This is a genomic window from Streptococcus sp. HMSC067H01, assembly GCF_001814775.1.
GTDB lineage: Bacteria > Bacillota > Bacilli > Lactobacillales > Streptococcaceae > Streptococcus.
The window spans coordinates 28,429-44,944 of sequence record NZ_KV817804.1; the positions used below are offsets into that span (position 1 = coordinate 28,429).

The 16,516-nt window shown below is 34.1% G+C and carries 24 protein-coding genes and 1 pseudogene; 22 read left to right on the forward strand and 3 right to left on the reverse strand.

Features of this window, described 5'->3' with window-relative positions; all coding sequences use genetic code 11:
• Window positions 1-78: 78 nt before the first annotated feature.
• The 10 genes and pseudogenes from HMPREF2987_RS11315 to HMPREF2987_RS08080 all read left to right on the forward strand — a co-directional run bounded on the left by HMPREF2987_RS11315 (window position 79) and on the right by HMPREF2987_RS08080 (window position 6,593).
• Window positions 79-429 (forward strand): hypothetical protein, encoded by a 351-nt coding sequence (locus HMPREF2987_RS11315; protein WP_257375200.1) that lies wholly within the window; start codon window positions 79-81, stop codon window positions 427-429.
• Window positions 430-431: 2 nt separating this feature from the next.
• Entirely contained in the window at window positions 432-923 is a 492-nt protein-coding gene (locus tag HMPREF2987_RS08045; protein ID WP_075230087.1) for a nucleotidyltransferase, read from the forward strand.
• Between the two features lie 119 nt (window positions 924-1,042).
• Window positions 1,043-1,183, forward strand: a pseudogene (locus HMPREF2987_RS10475) (VOC family protein); the annotation flags it as partial.
• Between the two features lie 21 nt (window positions 1,184-1,204).
• Window positions 1,205-1,525 (forward strand): TfoX/Sxy family protein, encoded by a 321-nt coding sequence (locus HMPREF2987_RS08050; RefSeq protein WP_075230088.1) that lies wholly within the window; start codon window positions 1,205-1,207, stop codon window positions 1,523-1,525.
• A gap of 374 nt (window positions 1,526-1,899) precedes the next feature.
• Window positions 1,900-2,328 carry an aminoglycoside 6'-N-acetyltransferase gene (gene aac(6') / locus HMPREF2987_RS08055; protein ID WP_013903432.1) on the forward strand — a complete coding sequence of 143 codons (429 nt, stop codon included), beginning with the start codon at window positions 1,900-1,902 and terminating at the stop codon, window positions 2,326-2,328.
• Between the two features lie 57 nt (window positions 2,329-2,385).
• Window positions 2,386-3,015 (forward strand): Type 1 glutamine amidotransferase-like domain-containing protein, encoded by a 630-nt coding sequence (locus HMPREF2987_RS08060; protein WP_075230089.1) that lies wholly within the window; start codon window positions 2,386-2,388, stop codon window positions 3,013-3,015.
• A 145-nt stretch (window positions 3,016-3,160) separates the two neighbouring features.
• Window positions 3,161-3,991, forward strand: coding sequence for an aminoglycoside phosphotransferase family protein (locus HMPREF2987_RS08065; protein WP_373878861.1), 831 nt, complete (start codon window positions 3,161-3,163; stop codon window positions 3,989-3,991).
• 117 nt (window positions 3,992-4,108) lie between these two features.
• Window positions 4,109-4,726: a DNA alkylation repair protein gene (locus HMPREF2987_RS08070; RefSeq protein WP_075230090.1), complete on the forward strand. Its 618-nt coding sequence runs from the start codon at window positions 4,109-4,111 to the stop codon at window positions 4,724-4,726.
• A 44-nt stretch (window positions 4,727-4,770) separates the two neighbouring features.
• Window positions 4,771-5,565, forward strand: coding sequence for an HNH endonuclease (locus HMPREF2987_RS08075; protein WP_075230091.1), 795 nt, complete (start codon window positions 4,771-4,773; stop codon window positions 5,563-5,565).
• Between the two features lie 173 nt (window positions 5,566-5,738).
• Complete coding sequence (locus HMPREF2987_RS08080) at window positions 5,739-6,593, forward strand: ADP-ribosylglycohydrolase family protein (protein WP_075230092.1); 855 nt, start codon at window positions 5,739-5,741, stop codon at window positions 6,591-6,593.
• Window positions 6,594-6,808: 215 nt separating this feature from the next.
• Here HMPREF2987_RS08080 and HMPREF2987_RS08085 read toward each other — a convergent pair whose 3' ends face one another.
• The 3 genes from HMPREF2987_RS08085 to HMPREF2987_RS08095 are packed head-to-tail and all read right to left on the reverse strand — an operon-like array spanning window position 6,809 to window position 9,137.
• Window positions 6,809-7,525, reverse strand: coding sequence for an ABC transporter permease (locus HMPREF2987_RS08085; RefSeq protein WP_075230093.1), 717 nt, complete (start codon window positions 7,523-7,525; stop codon window positions 6,809-6,811).
• Window positions 7,522-8,337 (reverse strand): ABC transporter ATP-binding protein, encoded by an 816-nt coding sequence (locus HMPREF2987_RS08090; protein WP_075230094.1) that lies wholly within the window; start codon window positions 8,335-8,337, stop codon window positions 7,522-7,524. Before HMPREF2987_RS08090 ends, HMPREF2987_RS08085 begins: the two co-directional genes overlap by 4 nt.
• A gap of 2 nt (window positions 8,338-8,339) precedes the next feature.
• The gene (locus HMPREF2987_RS08095) at window positions 8,340-9,137 is read right to left on the reverse strand and encodes a MerR family transcriptional regulator (protein ID WP_075230095.1); all 798 of its coding nucleotides are present in this window, start codon (window positions 9,135-9,137) and stop codon (window positions 8,340-8,342) included.
• A 266-nt stretch (window positions 9,138-9,403) separates the two neighbouring features.
• Between HMPREF2987_RS08095 and HMPREF2987_RS08100 the strand changes: the two genes are divergently transcribed.
• The 12 genes from HMPREF2987_RS08100 to HMPREF2987_RS08155 all read left to right on the forward strand — a co-directional run bounded on the left by HMPREF2987_RS08100 (window position 9,404) and on the right by HMPREF2987_RS08155 (window position 16,334).
• Window positions 9,404-9,901 (forward strand): hypothetical protein, encoded by a 498-nt coding sequence (locus HMPREF2987_RS08100; RefSeq protein WP_083312439.1) that lies wholly within the window; start codon window positions 9,404-9,406, stop codon window positions 9,899-9,901.
• Between the two features lie 126 nt (window positions 9,902-10,027).
• Window positions 10,028-10,282: a hypothetical protein gene (locus HMPREF2987_RS08105; protein ID WP_006153970.1), complete on the forward strand. Its 255-nt coding sequence runs from the start codon at window positions 10,028-10,030 to the stop codon at window positions 10,280-10,282.
• A gap of 101 nt (window positions 10,283-10,383) precedes the next feature.
• Window positions 10,384-10,950, forward strand: coding sequence for a hypothetical protein (locus tag HMPREF2987_RS08110; RefSeq protein WP_075230097.1), 567 nt, complete (start codon window positions 10,384-10,386; stop codon window positions 10,948-10,950).
• Window positions 10,951-11,055: 105 nt separating this feature from the next.
• Window positions 11,056-11,298: a phosphohydrolase gene (locus tag HMPREF2987_RS08115; protein WP_075230098.1), complete on the forward strand. Its 243-nt coding sequence runs from the start codon at window positions 11,056-11,058 to the stop codon at window positions 11,296-11,298.
• 99 nt (window positions 11,299-11,397) lie between these two features.
• A complete protein-coding gene (locus HMPREF2987_RS08120) occupies window positions 11,398-11,823 on the forward strand; it encodes a hypothetical protein (protein ID WP_083312440.1) in 426 nt (141 codons plus the stop codon).
• A gap of 62 nt (window positions 11,824-11,885) precedes the next feature.
• Window positions 11,886-12,293 carry a hypothetical protein gene (locus tag HMPREF2987_RS08125; RefSeq protein ID WP_075230100.1) on the forward strand — a complete coding sequence of 136 codons (408 nt, stop codon included), beginning with the start codon at window positions 11,886-11,888 and terminating at the stop codon, window positions 12,291-12,293.
• 291 nt (window positions 12,294-12,584) lie between these two features.
• The gene (locus HMPREF2987_RS08130; protein WP_075230196.1) at window positions 12,585-12,854 is read left to right on the forward strand and encodes a hypothetical protein; all 270 of its coding nucleotides are present in this window, start codon (window positions 12,585-12,587) and stop codon (window positions 12,852-12,854) included.
• Window positions 12,855-12,924: 70 nt separating this feature from the next.
• Window positions 12,925-13,335 carry a hypothetical protein gene (locus HMPREF2987_RS08135; RefSeq protein WP_075230101.1) on the forward strand — a complete coding sequence of 137 codons (411 nt, stop codon included), beginning with the start codon at window positions 12,925-12,927 and terminating at the stop codon, window positions 13,333-13,335.
• A 45-nt stretch (window positions 13,336-13,380) separates the two neighbouring features.
• A complete protein-coding gene (locus HMPREF2987_RS08140; RefSeq protein ID WP_075230102.1) occupies window positions 13,381-13,767 on the forward strand; it encodes a hypothetical protein in 387 nt (128 codons plus the stop codon).
• Between the two features lie 14 nt (window positions 13,768-13,781).
• Window positions 13,782-14,753, forward strand: coding sequence for a DUF6892 domain-containing protein (locus HMPREF2987_RS08145; RefSeq protein WP_257375201.1), 972 nt, complete (start codon window positions 13,782-13,784; stop codon window positions 14,751-14,753).
• A gap of 89 nt (window positions 14,754-14,842) precedes the next feature.
• Window positions 14,843-15,625 (forward strand): alpha/beta hydrolase, encoded by a 783-nt coding sequence (locus HMPREF2987_RS08150; protein ID WP_075230103.1) that lies wholly within the window; start codon window positions 14,843-14,845, stop codon window positions 15,623-15,625.
• Entirely contained in the window at window positions 15,615-16,334 is a 720-nt protein-coding gene (locus HMPREF2987_RS08155) for a class I SAM-dependent methyltransferase (protein WP_075230104.1), read from the forward strand. Before HMPREF2987_RS08150 ends, HMPREF2987_RS08155 begins: the two co-directional genes overlap by 11 nt.
• The last annotated feature ends 182 nt before the right edge of the window (window positions 16,335-16,516 follow it).

Consider the following 16,516-nt stretch of genomic DNA (forward strand, 5'->3'; position numbering starts at 1 on the left):
ATCCTTTATTGAAAGTAACGATTTGCTAATTAGATGATCTATGTTAGAGAATTTTCTATTATAATTTAAAGTGGGGTGATGAATATCGTTTCTTTTGGAACTGGCGAAAATCTTTCCGTTCCACAGTATCATTCTAAAATGATTTTCATTGCCTTTTGTTTATTAGTACAAAAAAATATTATCACACGTCGAATGTGTAAGCTTGTTTGTGAAATGTGGATAATCGTTCAAAAATCAGAAGGACTAGAGATGTATATGTTGGAATTATATCAAAATCTTTCTTATAAAGATCTAGTCGCATTTGGGTCCTTAAAAGAAGGAAAAGAATTTGTATCCAAAATAACTGGATATACTCTAGAAAATGAAGATGATTTTGTTCAAGGTAATAAAGAAGAAATAACGAAGATTTATATGAAAGGTTTAGAGTAAACATGAGTCTCTTATTTGAAGAATTTAAAACCATTTGTTTCCATTTAAATCGAGTCGGAATTACACCGACACTGATGGGTTCTTTGGGATTGGAGTTTAGAACAAAAGAAAATTGGGGGCCGTCTGACATTGACATTCATGTGCCTGGTGACCCTAGAGGTTGGGAAGCGCCTGATCATCTCAGAATTTATGACTGGGACAAGATAATGAAAGTGATGAAAGACTTAGGCTACGTCTTAATAGATATTCATGAGCATGAATTCAAAAAGGATCGAGTGAGTGTTGAATTTGGAAGTATCGATTCCTTACCTGATTTTGCAGGAGTTTCGGAATCGGATATAGAGCTTATTCACATTGAAGGCATCACTTTTCGTCTTCCAAGTCTGGAGCAGTATCTAAGTATTTACAAAGCTTCTTCTCAAGACTCCTATCGAAATGATCACAATAACAATAAGGATTTTAAAAAGATCGAGTGGCTGGAAAGACATTTGTAAATTATCATATGAAAAGTAGTAAGTAGTAAGACTGGCTGCTATGTTATTTTTATTATCATTTTTATTGGTTATTTAATTTATACTATATTTGCGAGTACTAGAATTAGTAATGAAAAGCAGGTGGAAAAATTGTAAAAGAGCCACAGGGACTTTTCTGGGGTGGATATCACTCATATTTTTCGGATTTAGATGGATATTATTGGGAAGTTTTTTGGGGACCCAATTTTCAATTTGATGAAAATGGACTATTGAAATTTTAGTAATTAAGGGAGATAGCAAAAATGGCTTCAAGTAAAGAATATTTAGATTTCATTTTAGAACAATTGTCCGAGTTGGAAGAAATATCATATAGAGCAATGATGGGTGAATATATAATTTATTATCGAGGGAAAATCATGGGTGGAATTTATGATGATAGATTTTTAGTGAAGCCTGTCAAATCTGCAATAGCGTATATGCCGAATGTAGAATACGAATTGCCGTATGAAGGTGCAAAGGAAATGCTATTGGTAGATGATGTTGACAACAAAGAATATTTAACCGGCTTATTTAATTTAATGTATGATGAGTTACCTGCACCAAAACCAAAGAAAAAGAAATAATAAAATCTCAGTTTATCTGGGTAATACCATTTAACGATAACCTTATGTTATCATTAAAAAGTTTATAGAACAGACAAGACTACCTGGCATAATTAGTGTTCACTCGTTTCATGTTGAGGCGGTATCACTGCTTGTACGAGCTGAGGCATCAGCGAAGTAGAAGTAGATGCTCCGCCCATGGGATAGTACTCGTAGAATGAGGAGGGAAACCGACGAAATGATACGGTAAGTCCGAACTGCCGAGTGCATGGCTCTGCTCTTCCGATCTGAGACAGTCGAAAAGTAGAAGGGGATGGTATTGGTATCAATCAATGAGTAACAAAGTAACAGCATGATTCGAAACATTTTCCTGTAATTTGCGGAGGAACATCAATATGGATGGAATAACAAAAGATTCTATAAAAACGGCTAAACTAATGAAACAATTATGGCCCCAATTGACTGATAAAGAAGCTATTGATGAAGTAAAAAAATATACGAATGGCAAAAATACTGCAATCTTTACTGAAGTTGAAGGTGACACAATTGTAGGCCTAGCACTATGTTCACTCAGATTTGATTATGTTGAAGGTTGTAAATATAGTCCTGTTGGATTCTTAGAAGGGATTATTGTCGACGAGGAATATCGTTTAAAGGATATTGCTAAAAATCTCTGTACAAAATGTGAGGAATGGGCGAAAAATAAAGGATGTAAGGAATTTGCAAGTGACTGTACTTTAACGAATACGGATTCTATAAGATTTCATCTCAATATTGGATTTCAGGAGGCAAATAGAATTATTCATTTTAAGAAAAAATTATAATTTAGAAACGTGAATAAACTTGTTTAAACTTTATGTACCTTTAGAAAGTGTGAAAGATTGGACGAACAAATTTTTTTGATGGGTGGAAATCCGCCGATAAAGAACCATACGATTGTTAATAAAATTGTGTCATCAAGGAAGATCGAAAGAATTGTCATTTTTACAGTTTATCGAGAAAATTGGAAACCGTATATGAAAAAGTACACGGAAGTTTTCCAAAGCCATTTTTCTAACCTAAACACTGATTACTTACTCTTGGACACTGAGCAGATTAATTTTGATGGCTATCTAGATGCTGATCTAATTATTATCGGTGCTGGAAATACGGAAAAGTATCTAGCTACTTACGTCAATCAGGAGTTCAAAAATTATATCGATTGTGTGCTGAATAAAGGGGCGAAAGTTATGGGGTTTTCTGCAGGAGCCCTATTATTAGGAGAAAAAGTCTATGTTTCACCTAATGATAATTCAGATCATCAGATAAAGATAAAAAATGGATTAGGACTCTTTAGTCAGTTTTTAATTAGTGTCCATTATGATTCATGGAATGATAAAGCAAATAAGGATAGAGCTGAAGAACTCGTTAATGTTCCTATAATTCCACTAAATGATCATTCCTGTCTTGTATTGGATAAACTTGGAAATATCATAGAGAAAATTGACTGGTTTCCATTATCTAAATCTTGATCTAGGTAACTAAAATGTAGACGAACTGGATAGGTTACTAGTGAAAACTGCAAAAAGTGTTGTGAAATGAATCGGAGAGTGCTTGATGGATTTTAGTAGTAAGATAGCCATAAATAAAGGCTAGTCAGATGATAAAAAGTATTGTGTGACAGATCAAAATCAGCAAAAATATTTCCTGCGTGTTTCTGATAAGGAGAAGTTAGATTCTAAAAGATTTGAATTTGATATGATGGAGAAAGTAGCTTCTCTTGGAGTTCCGATGTGTAAACCAATTAGCATTGAACTCTGCGATGATGGAGTACATTCTTTACACGAATGGATAGACGGGAAAGATGCAAGAGAAACCATTTTAACTGTTTCGAAAGAACAACAATACACTTATGGAGTAGAAGCAGGAAGCATCCTTCAAAAAATTCATTCACTCCCTTTAACAGAAGTTCGTGAAGATTGGGAACCTTTTTTTAATCGAAAAATTGATGATAAAATCTCCAAATACAAAGAATGTCCCGTCCAATATGAAAATGGTCAGATCTTTATTGATTTTTTAAATGCAAATCGAGAATTGTTAAAAGATAGACCTCAGGTTTTCCAACATGGAGATTATCATATAGGGAATTTCATGATTGGTGAAGATCGTAAAATTTATGTCATTGACTTTGATCGATTTGACCTTGGAGATCCTTGGGAGGAATTCAATCGTATTGTATGGTCTGCTCAAGTCTCTCCCTCTTTTGCGTCTGGTATGATAGATGGATATTTTGATGGTAAGGTCCCAGATTTATTTTGGAAACTTCTTGCTATCTATATTCTAAATAACTTAGTTGGATCACTTCCCTGGGCTGTACCTTACGGAGTTGAAGAAATATCAGTAATGCAAAATCAAGCTAAGGAAATTTTAGAATGGTATGATGATATGAAGCAAATCATTCCTAGTTGGTATTTGATTGAGAAAAGGCTGAATAATAAAAGAGTTTAAATATCAATTTGAAAAAATGTCAAGATTATTTGCTCATATTATAACGAATTCAATTCTTTATTAATACCTATCGAGAATTATCTTGAAACTTGGAGTGTTGTTTCGGGGTCAAGTTACATGAAAGAATATATTTTAAATTTAGAAAAAGAATTCTCTTTAATAGAAAATGGATTTAAAGAAGAAGAGAAAAGAGCTCTTGCTGACTATCTATCAAACGATAATGCGTATACCAAAGAATTAGCATTTTTAGCTTTTAAATCTAATGTATATCAAGTTAGAATGTATAGTGTATTTCTCTTCGGCCATTTGTCATCGTATGAAGAAATTTTGGTCTTCATGAGGGATGAGGTTTCAAAGGATGACAATTGGAGAGTTCAAGAAGTATTAGCAAAAGCATTTGATGAATTTTGTAAGCAAACAGGTTATGAAAAATCTCTTCCGGTTATTGACGAATGGTTACAAAACACTAATCCAAATGTTAGAAGAGCTGTTACAGAAGGTTTGAGAATATGGACGAGTAGACCATATTTCAAGGATAATCCAGATGAAGCTATTAAACGAATCGCAACATTAAAAGAAGATTCTAGTGAATATGTTAGAAAATCAGTTGGCAATGCTTTGAGGGATATTTGTAAGAAATTCCCTGAGTTGATTAAAATTGAGCTTGATAGCTGGAAATTAGAAAGTAAAGAGATAAAACAAGTTTACAAGTTGGCAAGTAAATTTATTAAGTGATAATTATCAGCTATAAGAGTTATATATTATTTCTGGAGAAAAATATGTGTAAAATCACTAATCCAAATTTAAATGTGGTAATGAAGTATGCTTCTTTAGTTATTGAATCATGTACTGACACTGAGCAGTCTATGGATGTGTTATTTTGGTTAAATGATTATTATGAAGATGTTTTGGAGTGTTGGACTAAGCCACAGAAGGTTACAATGGTACATAAATACATTAAGGATATTATTCTTTATAGTATAAATTATCTACTTGATAAACATTTTCCAGTAATAGGAATTAAGGAAATGTCTTCAGTTTTTGAAAATTATGATATTGATCATTCAACTGTTGTGAGATTAGATATTACTGAATTTTCTGATGATGAATCCACAGAAGAATTGGAAGAATATGCTTATCAGTTGTTTAAACTTTTTTGTGATAATGTTCTCGACAGATTTGTAAATGATGTGTTTACTAATTTATTCTGGAATAAAAATTTCTTGTATGAGTTTAATTTCCAGTGTGCTAAGTATATCAGTAAAATAGAAAAAGCCAAATATCCAAAAATTTTAAAAGAAAATGGGGTTTTACATAGAGCGAAATATGTACCCGCATGGTTAAAGCATGCAATTATTTATAGAGATAAGTATAGATGTTCGATTTGTGGTTGTGACCTATCAAAGGCACATACAACAGTGACAAAGGAAAATTTTGATCATATTATCCCCTTACAAAATGGAGGAAATAATGACCCTTCCAATTGGCAGCTTACTTGTGAACATTGTAATAAGTCAAAAGGCTGTATGAATAATAACTTTACCAATATTGTTATGCCGTTTTGGGAAATGTAGTACAGTTTCACAGTATCAATTCAAATTTATTTTCTCCTCTATTCGTCTGATAGTAATTAAGAAAGTTCTTACATTACTAAGTATGTATATTTTAGTTGTATGAATTTAGTTAGTAGAGAAATAAAATTTATAGTTGATAGTTACACCTCCAATATATAACAAGGAGGAATCTTATGCTAGGAGCAATAGTTGGAGATATTGTAGGTTCTGTTTACGAATGGGACAATATTAAAACCAAGAATTTTCCTTTATTTCGTGAGGATTGTTTTTTCACTGATGATACGGTTATGACCTGTGCTGTTGCAGAAGCCATTATGAATGGCGGTCAGAAGGATGACTTTATTGATGCCATGAAAAAATATGGTAGGATGTATCCCGATGCAGGTTACGGTGCAAGATTTGGTAATTGGGTTGATGGCGACGATCGAGAACCTTATAATAGCTTTGGCAATGGCTCAGCAATGCGTGTTTCTCCATGTGCCTGGGCCATGGATTGTAGTTTCTGTGCACGAACGGGAGCCTGGCCGTCCAGAAGAGCTCTTGCACGACTTTCTGCAGAGGTGACTCATAACCATCCAGAGGGGATCAAAGGAGCTATGGCGACGTCTGATGCTATCTTTATGTGTCGTTATTACTTTGGAGGTTATAGTGGTGACTATGGAAAAGCGATCAACGATAATCCTATGGAGTGTAAGAGACTCATCAAGGAGCACATAGAACAAGAGTATGGATATAATCTTTCTCAAACACTAGATGAAATTCGACCTACGTACCGTTTCAATGAAACGTGTCAGGATACGGTTCCTCAAGCTATCGTTGCCTTTTTGGAGAGTACAGATTTTGAAGATGCGATTCGAAATGCGATTTCCCTTGGTGGGGATAGTGATACTCTTGCTGCAATCACAGGAAGTATCGCCGAAGCAGCTTATGGAATTCCTGAGTGGATTAAGGACAAGGCCTATACCTATCTAGATGAGCCCTTAAAAGATGTGTTCAGACGGTGGGAGAAAGAAGTTTCAATATCATAACGGATGCTAACTAGTTAGTATTAAACTCTGAAAGATAAGATTATGGAAGTTGAGCAAATACTAGGGTAAAGAGTTATCATCTTTTGAGAAGAAAAGGCAGAAATAAACTTAACCAAGTCATGAGCTTGACCACTGAAAAATAGCAAAGCGACGAGATTGTTTCTTATCTCGTCGCTTTTGTTTTAAAGTTAATGTTACCATGGATTCACGTTGATTTACTCAGATTTTTGTTTATTCATTAGTAAAATGCATGTTATTACTGCTATACAAGATACCAGAATCAAATACCATAGATTTTCAAGTCGAAGCCCTTTATCTAACATCAAACGGTATCCCCAATAAGCCGGAAAAACATGGCCTATTACTTGAAGAAAATCAGGTAGCAAACTAATTGGAAACATAATCCCCGAAAGCATAATTGAAGGCAAAAATACAAGTTGAGCTAACATGGTCAGCTTTGCCTGGTTTTTTAAAGTAAGTCCCAGTATACATCCAATACTCAATGATACAATAATATAGATGGTGAGTGAAAGTAAAAAAATCGGAAGTTGAGTCGGTAGACTTGCTTTAAATAAAATAGGGGCAAGTAGCAGGATCACAATGCTGGTCATCATCAAATGGACAAAAGCCGAGAGAACCATAGTTAGCAATCCTAAATAAATAGGCACTCCATTTGCATTATAGATTTTTTTAATGTCGCTTCCATAAATTTCAACCAATGAAGGTGGCAAGCCAAGAAAGGCCCCCATTGAAACACTCATGACTATCATAGACTGTATGAGTGTGCTTCCCATCCCAGGCATAACGGAAGTAAAAATACCACCCATGATAAGAAAGAAAAGAAGCGGTACAATATAGAAAGTAACCAAGAGAGATTTGCTTCGTATATCTAATTTCCACTGTAATACTAGACTATATAGAAAACAGTTCATTCTGATTCCCTCCTTGCCATTTTGATGAAATGCTGCTCCAGTGTGCCACGATCAACCTTAATATCCAATACCTGGATTTTTTTCTGCTTGAATTCAGTCAATAATGAAATTAAGGTATCCTCAATATTGGTCGTTTCAAAAGACTTCTCTGCTTCTTGAGTCTTCAAATGGATATAATATCTTCTTCCAACCTTGTCTGTCAGTTCTGAAGGAGTGCCACAAAAGACAATTTTTCCACTGTTCAAAATAGCAATGCGGTCACATAAGGTCTCAACTTCAGCCATATCATGACTTGCCAAAATGATTGTTTTCCCTTGTGATTTGAGATTCCGTATTTGTTCGTGGAGGGCTAGTCTTGCTTCAACATCAAGTCCCGCTGTCGGTTCATCGAGAAAAATAATATCGGGATTGCCGATAAGTGCAAGAGCGAGATGTAGTCTTCTTTTTTGTCCTGTGGATAATTGCAGGTATTGTAACTTCTCAATTTCTTTTATTTTCAGAGCTTTAAGCATATTATCATCAATTTTTGTTTGATTCCATTTTGCAAAGAGCTTTATCGCTTCCATAGGTTTAATATGAGCGGGTAAAGAAGATGACTGAAATTGAATTCCCATTTTGCCGTTTACAACAATAGAGCCTCCATCATATTTTCTCAGACCTTCAATACATTCAAGCGTTGTTGTTTTCCCAGCACCATTCACACCAAGTAAAGCGAAAATTTCTCCCTTTACGATTTGAAAATTAAGACCTTTTAGGACCCCATGACAGCCGTAATTCTTATTTAGATCACGAACCTCTATTGCGTATTTCATGGCTACACCTCCTCAAAGGGATTGGTTCCAAGTCTTGAAAAATAAACTTTCAAAGCGGGCTCTAAATATGAGTTAACGATTTTTTGCTTTTCCTCCCAAGCGTTAATAGCGATATCAATATTACCGACTTCCATCAACTTCGGAAGCATAGTCATATCTCCATTTGTAAACTCCATGATCAAGCCCCAGTATTCTTGAACGACTTGTTGGCATTGTTCGCTTTCAGCCGGTACCTTTTCTTTTTGGAGACGCACAATCTCATCACTTAGGCGATTAAATCTGTCCATAAAGTTTAGTCCGCTTTTCTTGTCAAATCGACTGCGTATGTGATCCAGCGTATCATCATCAAAACGTTTAATCAGAGAGTAAGATTCATTCTTCATTTGTAAATTGACAATAATATCTGCATACTTTTTAAAGTCAACCGTCTGTATTTGTAAAACTTCAACTTTTAACTGCTCTATTTCTGACAATGATGCCTGAAGCTGTTCTATTTTTTGGCGAATATCATCTGCTTGCTCTGTAAGAGCATTTGCAACTTCAGCTGGAGTTTTCAAAGAGTTCAAACGCCCCTTTATGTCCTTCAGAGAAAAACCAAGTGATTTCAATGATATAATCTGATGAAGCATAACTAGATCTTTATCGGTATAAAGCCTACGTCCTCCCTCACTTTCTGCAGACGGGGAAAGCAATTCTTCTTTATCGTAGTATTGTAGAGTTCGGACTGTAACTCCCATTTTCTTGGCAACTTCCCCAACTGTCATAAACCCTTCTGGGATTACTCTGAATTTTGCCATCATTCTCACCTCCTAATATATATTATACATCATGACGTAAGGTCATGAGCAAGCGCTTTATAAAAATTATTGATTAAAGATTTATTCTAGTGATCTCGTTTACTTAATATAAATGAAAATGCTTGTGAAAACAGCTATTTAAAGGTGACAAAAAGGAGTTGAAATAGAAGTCCCAAAACAATTACTTGCATTTAGTATATCTTTTTGCTTTGTTCAATGATTGGTGCTATAATGTAGTTAAGAAGTAAAGAAAATATAGGAGATATATGATGAAATCAACTTATATTATTGTATTTTTTCTTGTCTTTTGGCTCTTGCTTTTTGTTGGATTTATGATTGTATATAGCAATAGAAAGAAAAAAGCTGTTAGCTTTGTTAGTGATAATAGTGATAAAGCTATTGTTCATTTATACTGTTCAAAAACTAAAATTAATGGACGGAATCTTGCTGACTTTAATCCAATAACTGGAGAAAACCTAGAAAGGGTAGTTGCTTTAGTTCCAGGGAGATATACAATCGAGGGCGTTTATAAAACGACTGAGACTCGACTGAATCAAACAATCAATATCAAATCAGAAAATATCAGTATGGATCTTGACTTGGAGGCTGGGAACACCTATTCAATAGCTATGTACCTATACTCTCCTGAAGAAAGACAAGAGTATGAGAATGGCAAAACTGATGAAGTTGTTTTGAGTGTTCCGTTAACCATTGTCGTGGGTAGTGATTTCATCAAAGCATACATTATTTGCTACAAAGAAAAATGATTATCTAAGAGGCTGGGCTTAAGTTTGTTACTGGCCTCTTTTCTAAAATTAAGTCAAGCTATGAGCAGCATCATTTTGTCAAGTAGGCTTGCTAATTAATCCGAATTTATGTGGGAGATAAATATTATGAAAAAGAGTACCTATAATCTATTAACTAAGATTCCTATATACGGAGTTTTATTAAAACAATCGAGTAAAGGTGAGATGAGGCTATGCAGTCCATTCCTTCAAGATTTGGCGGAAGAAGGGATTAGACCAATTGAAATTTATGAACTTCTAGAAGAGAAATATCCAGGTGAAGTGGTAACAAGAGATCGTTTTTATGAAGGTTATAATAAAATACTTGAATTAAAGTTTAAGCAGGAGATTAACAAAATTTAATGTCTTACTTTTATTTTTCAACAGAAGTACCACAGGCTGAGATAGTAATAACGTAAAAATGATCAGAATTAATAGAAACAGTTAAGATTAGAGGATGATAGATGGTTATATTGGAATTGTACCAAAATGATTTTTCTAAAGATTTAGTCGTGTTTGATTCTTTAGAGGAGGGGAAAGCCTTTGTAGCTCAAATCCCTGGATATACTTTAGAAACAGAAGATGAGTTTGAAGTGGAGTATTTTAACCCTAAACACTTGCCCGATTATATGGAAATTGTGTTCAATGGAAATATTGTCCCTTTATCTAGGTTTTCGTTTAATTCTGAGGAAAATGTGGAAATTATTTGGAAAGAGATTTCGAATCTGTCACTTAAAAACGATAAAGTGATTGAAGGAGCTACAAAAGTCGATGCCTATGTCGTTAATAACGATGAAGTCAAAGCTTATGTCGAAGCAAGAGAAAGCAAGTATCATCAGGCAAAAGACTTTTTAGAAGGCAGTGGATATGAAGTCGACAGAAGCTATTTCGGAAGTGAAGATGGCGAAGCGATTGTCTATAGAAAAAAAGGCAACGAAGAATGGCACTTCTTATGTCACCTAGACCCAATGTTTGTAGAGATTGAAGATGTAGAAGGATATGTGAAAGAAGCGATGGAAGATATTCAATAGTCAACCAAAGTTCTTTGTGAGTGTATGCTACTGCTTGAGTAGACGGATTGAGCAGTAAAGAGAAACATCTAGCACTATCTAGCTTCTTAAGGAGAAATATCTATCATGAAAATGGAAATCGGGAAAACCTATCTTGTAAAAAAAGATATTTTTGGTTTAAAAAAAGATGAACTTTGGACCTTAATTGACAAGGGTTATCAGGCTTATTTTGGTGAACATAATTTCGTCTTTGTCAATGATGATAAAGTGAAGGTATTCGCAGTTTTGCAAGATGGTTCAGAAGTAGATATGCAGATCTACCATCATCTGGATGATTATTTTGAAGAAGTTGCTCACGAAAAATTTTAAAAAATGTGAGATGAAAATTGAAAATGCTCGCTTTTAAAGAGTTTACTGAAATATTTTTGTGGGAAATCATAATTTTTAATATATTTAGTGAGAAAGATAATGGATAAAGAATTTTATATGACACCAAATTCTGAAGAAAGCAATCTTGTCCTGAAACAGGCTTTGAAAGAACTAATCGAAGATATGTACGAAAAGAATATAATATCAGGTTTGTTAGAGGATGATATAGATAGTCAATCCTTTGAGGATCTTGTTCTTTCTTTAAGGGATAAACTTAAAGAATGCTATCCTAAAACTAAGCTCAAACGAATGATGAAGAGCATCCATTATGCGAATAGTTTTGAAGATAAATCTTTAAAAGAAAGTGCTTTTCTCTTGGATGAGATTGAACAGTATCTTAGTAACAATCGCTTTCTTGATCATGATCAAGCGGTCAAGTATTTTAATAACAGAATTACTGCTGATGGCTTTGAAATCAATCCCCAATCTTTAGTTTTAATCATGATTGAAAGTTTGCATAGTTGAGAGAAGCTGTATAGGATATTGAGAAAATATGCGTAATGATAATAAAAGAGAAAGGTATAGCTATGTCTTATGATTTAGTAGTATTTGAGAAATCAATCGCACCAGCTAGTAAAGCTGAATTTTTAGAATGGTATGAGGAGCAAGTGGAGTGGAAGGAAGACCACGATTATGATTCAATTGAAGTTAGTTCAAGCAAACTAAAAAGTTGGTTTCTGGACATGATAAAACTATTTCCTCCTATGAATGGTGACTTTGATATGGATGATGCTTTAGAGAATGACCAAGAGCTGGAAAGTCGTTTTACTGACTATAGTATTGGTAAGAATCTTATCTATGCAGGATTTGCATGGTCACAAGCAGAAACAGCCTATAATACAATGCTCATGTTAGCCTTAAAACATGATGTGGGATTTTTTGATGTCAGTGGTACTGGGGCAATTATCCTATCTGAAACTATCAAGTTAGATTAAAAGATGAGCCAGGTTAGTTCTTAGGAGATTTTATGATTTCCATAGCTTCCTAGCATATGTATTTATTAACCCTTTTACATGGAATTAATTTTGGGATAGACGTCCTTACAGTGGCTATTCCGATTATCAAAAAGATCTAGACTGAAACTAGGGTGAAAGCCATCTTGTTCAGTCTTTTTTTCTGTTAATGTAGTATAATAAAGGGTGTAGGAATTCTATTTTTTAATAGGATTTTTCCAAGTTAAGATTAGTTATTTTATGGAGTCAAAAGCTAGATCAGAGGTGAGAAAGTTGACTGAATTTGAGAGCTTATTTCTTCAAATAATCGAATATTCGAATCAGGTTACAGCTGAAAATTATCAAGAATATGCGGAGTTAGGGTATGATCTTTTAAGGAAAATCCATCATCTAGGTATGAAGGAGACACAAGTTTATGAGAGATTTTTTACATACTATGACAGCTTACAAGATGGAATGATAAAAGAGTTGTTTGCAGAAATGCTAGACTATATTTCTGGCTGGTGTCATTCAGAAAAATATCTTTGGAATCATCAGGAATAAGGGAGACCAGATTAGCAAATTGCAGCATTGGTAGTTGAAAGTGATTTTGCATAAGATATAGGAGTTAGCTATGTTTAATGACAGTTATATTTGGGGGCGTCTTTTCATCCCCCTTATCATGATTTTCGTCTTAGGATTGATGGTATTCTTTCATAGACGTCAGGTTTTTAAATATTTATATATCGTGAATATTTTTTTGTATCTAGTTGCGATTATTACTTATTTTATTTTAGAAAATCATCCAGTCGGCCAACCATTTCCCTACCCTTGGATGACAGCTATTCCGTTTGTTTGGGCCATATCTATCTTTCTTGCTTTTGGATTATCGTTCGCGTCTCTTAGTGCTTTTGTCATCGAACAGGCACAAAGGCATATCTGGGCAAGGATTATCATTGGTTTAGTTGTTCTAGCAATTATGATAGCTATCGTAATAGGTATATACTACTTTATAGAGATTATTAGAGTTATAGGTTACTTTTAATTTTTAGTCAGTTTCTAATGGTAAACATGTAGAAAGAGGAGCAATATGAAGCAATCACTTGAATTTTTAAGAGAAAGAATCACCGATAAGATGCCCTTAGAGGATATAGTAGCAATTTTTGAAGACTTGTGTCGTGAGCCTATTGAGGATGAGATGATTTTATTTGAAACAGGGACATTTACAGCTATATCTGATAAGCCCTTGTTTCAACTATCCTTAGTAAGGCAAGCCCCAAATGAAGATGAAGAGTTTTATCAAGTTCACCTTGATATTTTCTATGAAGCATGTCAAGAGAATGAAATATTTCATGAATCGACCTGGGATGAAGATTTAGAGGAAAATATTTTTGACTACATTAGAAATTCAGAAGTATTTGCCTATGCTAAAGAGCAGGAATACCAAGCGGTCAAGATTTATCTGGAAGAAACTTAAGAAAAGGTAATAATATGTTTGATTTTTTTAAGAAAAAAACACACAAAAAACTTGAAATCAATCTTCAAAACAATTCAATGATTATTAACGGAACCAGCTTATCTTTTCCTTTGTCCTTGAAAGATATTGAAGCTGTATTGGGGAAGCCTGATCAGGTTGTCAAAAGAGATAATAAGTTTATCAAATACATTTATGATAAAGCTGGAATTGTATTTGGACATTCTTTCTCAATTAATAATCATTTAAAAAAATGTAAGACCTACATTGATGAGGAACATTTGATTTCTACTGTTTTCCTCTACTATGGCGATGTTGTAAAATCTATGACTGGAGAGAAAGAATTGCCAAAGCAACCATGTCAAGCTGTGGTATTATCAGATGGAAAATCTCCTTATTTCTTTTCTGATAGGCATAGAGTAGGGGATTTTAACCTGATTTTATGGACCCCTTACGGAACTAATTTTAATGGAATTGCAGGGACCATCACAGACACACTTTCGATTTCTTATTTTCCAGAGATAAAACGTGAACGTGAAGGCTACAAGTTAAAAGAAACTGACGAAGAACTGTTGTACTTTGAAAATATAGCTTTTAAACTAGCCATTATCCAGGTTTTAATGTATGACTTAGAGGTTTTGAAACCTGTTTTTAATATTTTTGACTTTGCAGAGGAATCCAGTGAGTTGAATATCGACACAGAAAGTATGGAGATAATTCAGCCAGCGCTTGAATATATGATGAATCTTCCTATACCTAAGAAATATGCCGAACAGGTCCAAGAAATCTATATGGATGGAGGAAATGAAATTTATCTGAATTTGATTCCTCAGTGGGATGGAGAAGATGATAGTTTCGATCTAAATGAAGTTAGTCTTAAAGAACTGCGACAGTTTCCAAATCTGAAGCAAGCGACTATCATAAGCGGTAATTTTGAACATGTCAAAAAAACCTTCGACAAGCAAGGGGTTCAAGTGAAGGTATTATAATTGAAGCATTTATCTGAATAAATCATAAATGGATGGTATAAGTTCTTTAAGGATAAGGGCTAAAAAGGAAAGAAATCTGGTGATAGATAATGAACATTCTTGATCTTAATTCTAATCAGAAAGATACGATATTGTTAATCCACCCGATGTTATCATCGGCTCAAGGGATGAAGTCCCTGATTGCAGACCAGATGGGGCAAGAGTTTAGATATATTATTCCGGATTTGTCGGCGCATGGGCAATCAGCTTCGCTCATCTACGAATCGGCTCTTAAGGAAAGCCAGATGATTTATGATTATCTAAAAGCTCATCATATAAAAGACTTGTGTTTAGCCTTTGGCGCATCCTTGGGTGGAGTTGTGTTACTGCAATTATTGAATTACAAGGACATCAAGTTTGAGAAACTTGTTTTTGAAGGGGTCAGTTTATGGACCAAAGCGCCTTTGCTTGATGTATTTACTAGGTATTTATTGTTAATAAAGCATAGAAAAGCTCTGCGAAATAGAGATCTAGCTGTTCGTAAGATGGTTGCACTTTATGGAGAAAAAGGAGAGATGATGGCGGATTCTTTCATTGCTATGGGTGAAGAAAGCATCAAACATATTTCCCATGATTGTGCCTTCGTAGCTTTGCCTAACCTTACGCCAGAGGAACAAAAAAAATGTGTTTTCTTTTATGGTTCAAAAGAATTCGACTTGATAGCTGCTAAAAAAGTTCTTCCAAAAAAGTATCCTCATGCCACATTTCATATTTGGCAAGGATATGACCACTGTTGTAAGATCACTGAAAATCCGGCAGTTTACTGTAAATTATTAGAAGAAATGATTGTAAAGAAAAATATCAGTTCCAATGAGGTAAGACATGACAAGTAAAAAATCTGATCTTGAACATTATAGAAATATGTTAAAACAACCTTGGGGAAAGATACAATATGAAATAACCTTTGCCCAACTTGCTCATCTGGAAGGTAAGAAAATTCTTGATTTTGGATCTGGATTTGGCTTGGTCAGTGAATTTCTCTCTCGCAAGAATCAAGTTATTTCTGTTGAACCTAATGAGGAAATGCTCTATGCCAACTCTTCCACATCCTATGAAAAATTGTGGGGAAGTATTGACCAACTCGCTCGTTTTACGGATAAATCCTTTGATCTTGTCCTTTGCCATAATGTTTTAGAATATATAGATCCTAATGACCGAAAAGACTATCTTCTGGAGTTCAAAAGAATTTTAAAAGATGATGGCTTGATTTCAATTATTAAGCATAATCACGTTGGAAAAGTTCTACAAAGTGTTGTTTTTGCTAATGACATCAATCAAGCATTTAGCTTACTCAATGGTGAAAATTTTGAGAGCCAATCTTTTGCAAGTGGTTCTACTTATACGATAGAGGAATTATTAGCTTTGTCTGGTCTTAAATTAGAAAACTATTTGGGGATTCGAACATTTTACAGTCTACAACCAAATGAATTTAAGAACAAAGAAAACTGGTTAGAAGAAATGACAAAGATTGAACTTGCAGTATGTGATTTAAAACCCTATAAAGATATTAGTTTTTTACAACATTTGTGGCTAAAAAAATAATAGAAGTATAGGTTTTGTTTTAAAGTAAAATAAAAACTGATGTATATGAAGAAAGAGTGAATGAGATGATATCTTCAGTTTGTAACTTGATAAAATTTTTTCCACAAATCTATTTTTCCAATTTTGAAAGAAAAATTCTTAGACAGTTCATGATTGTATCTATTTTAGTTCAGTACTTTCAA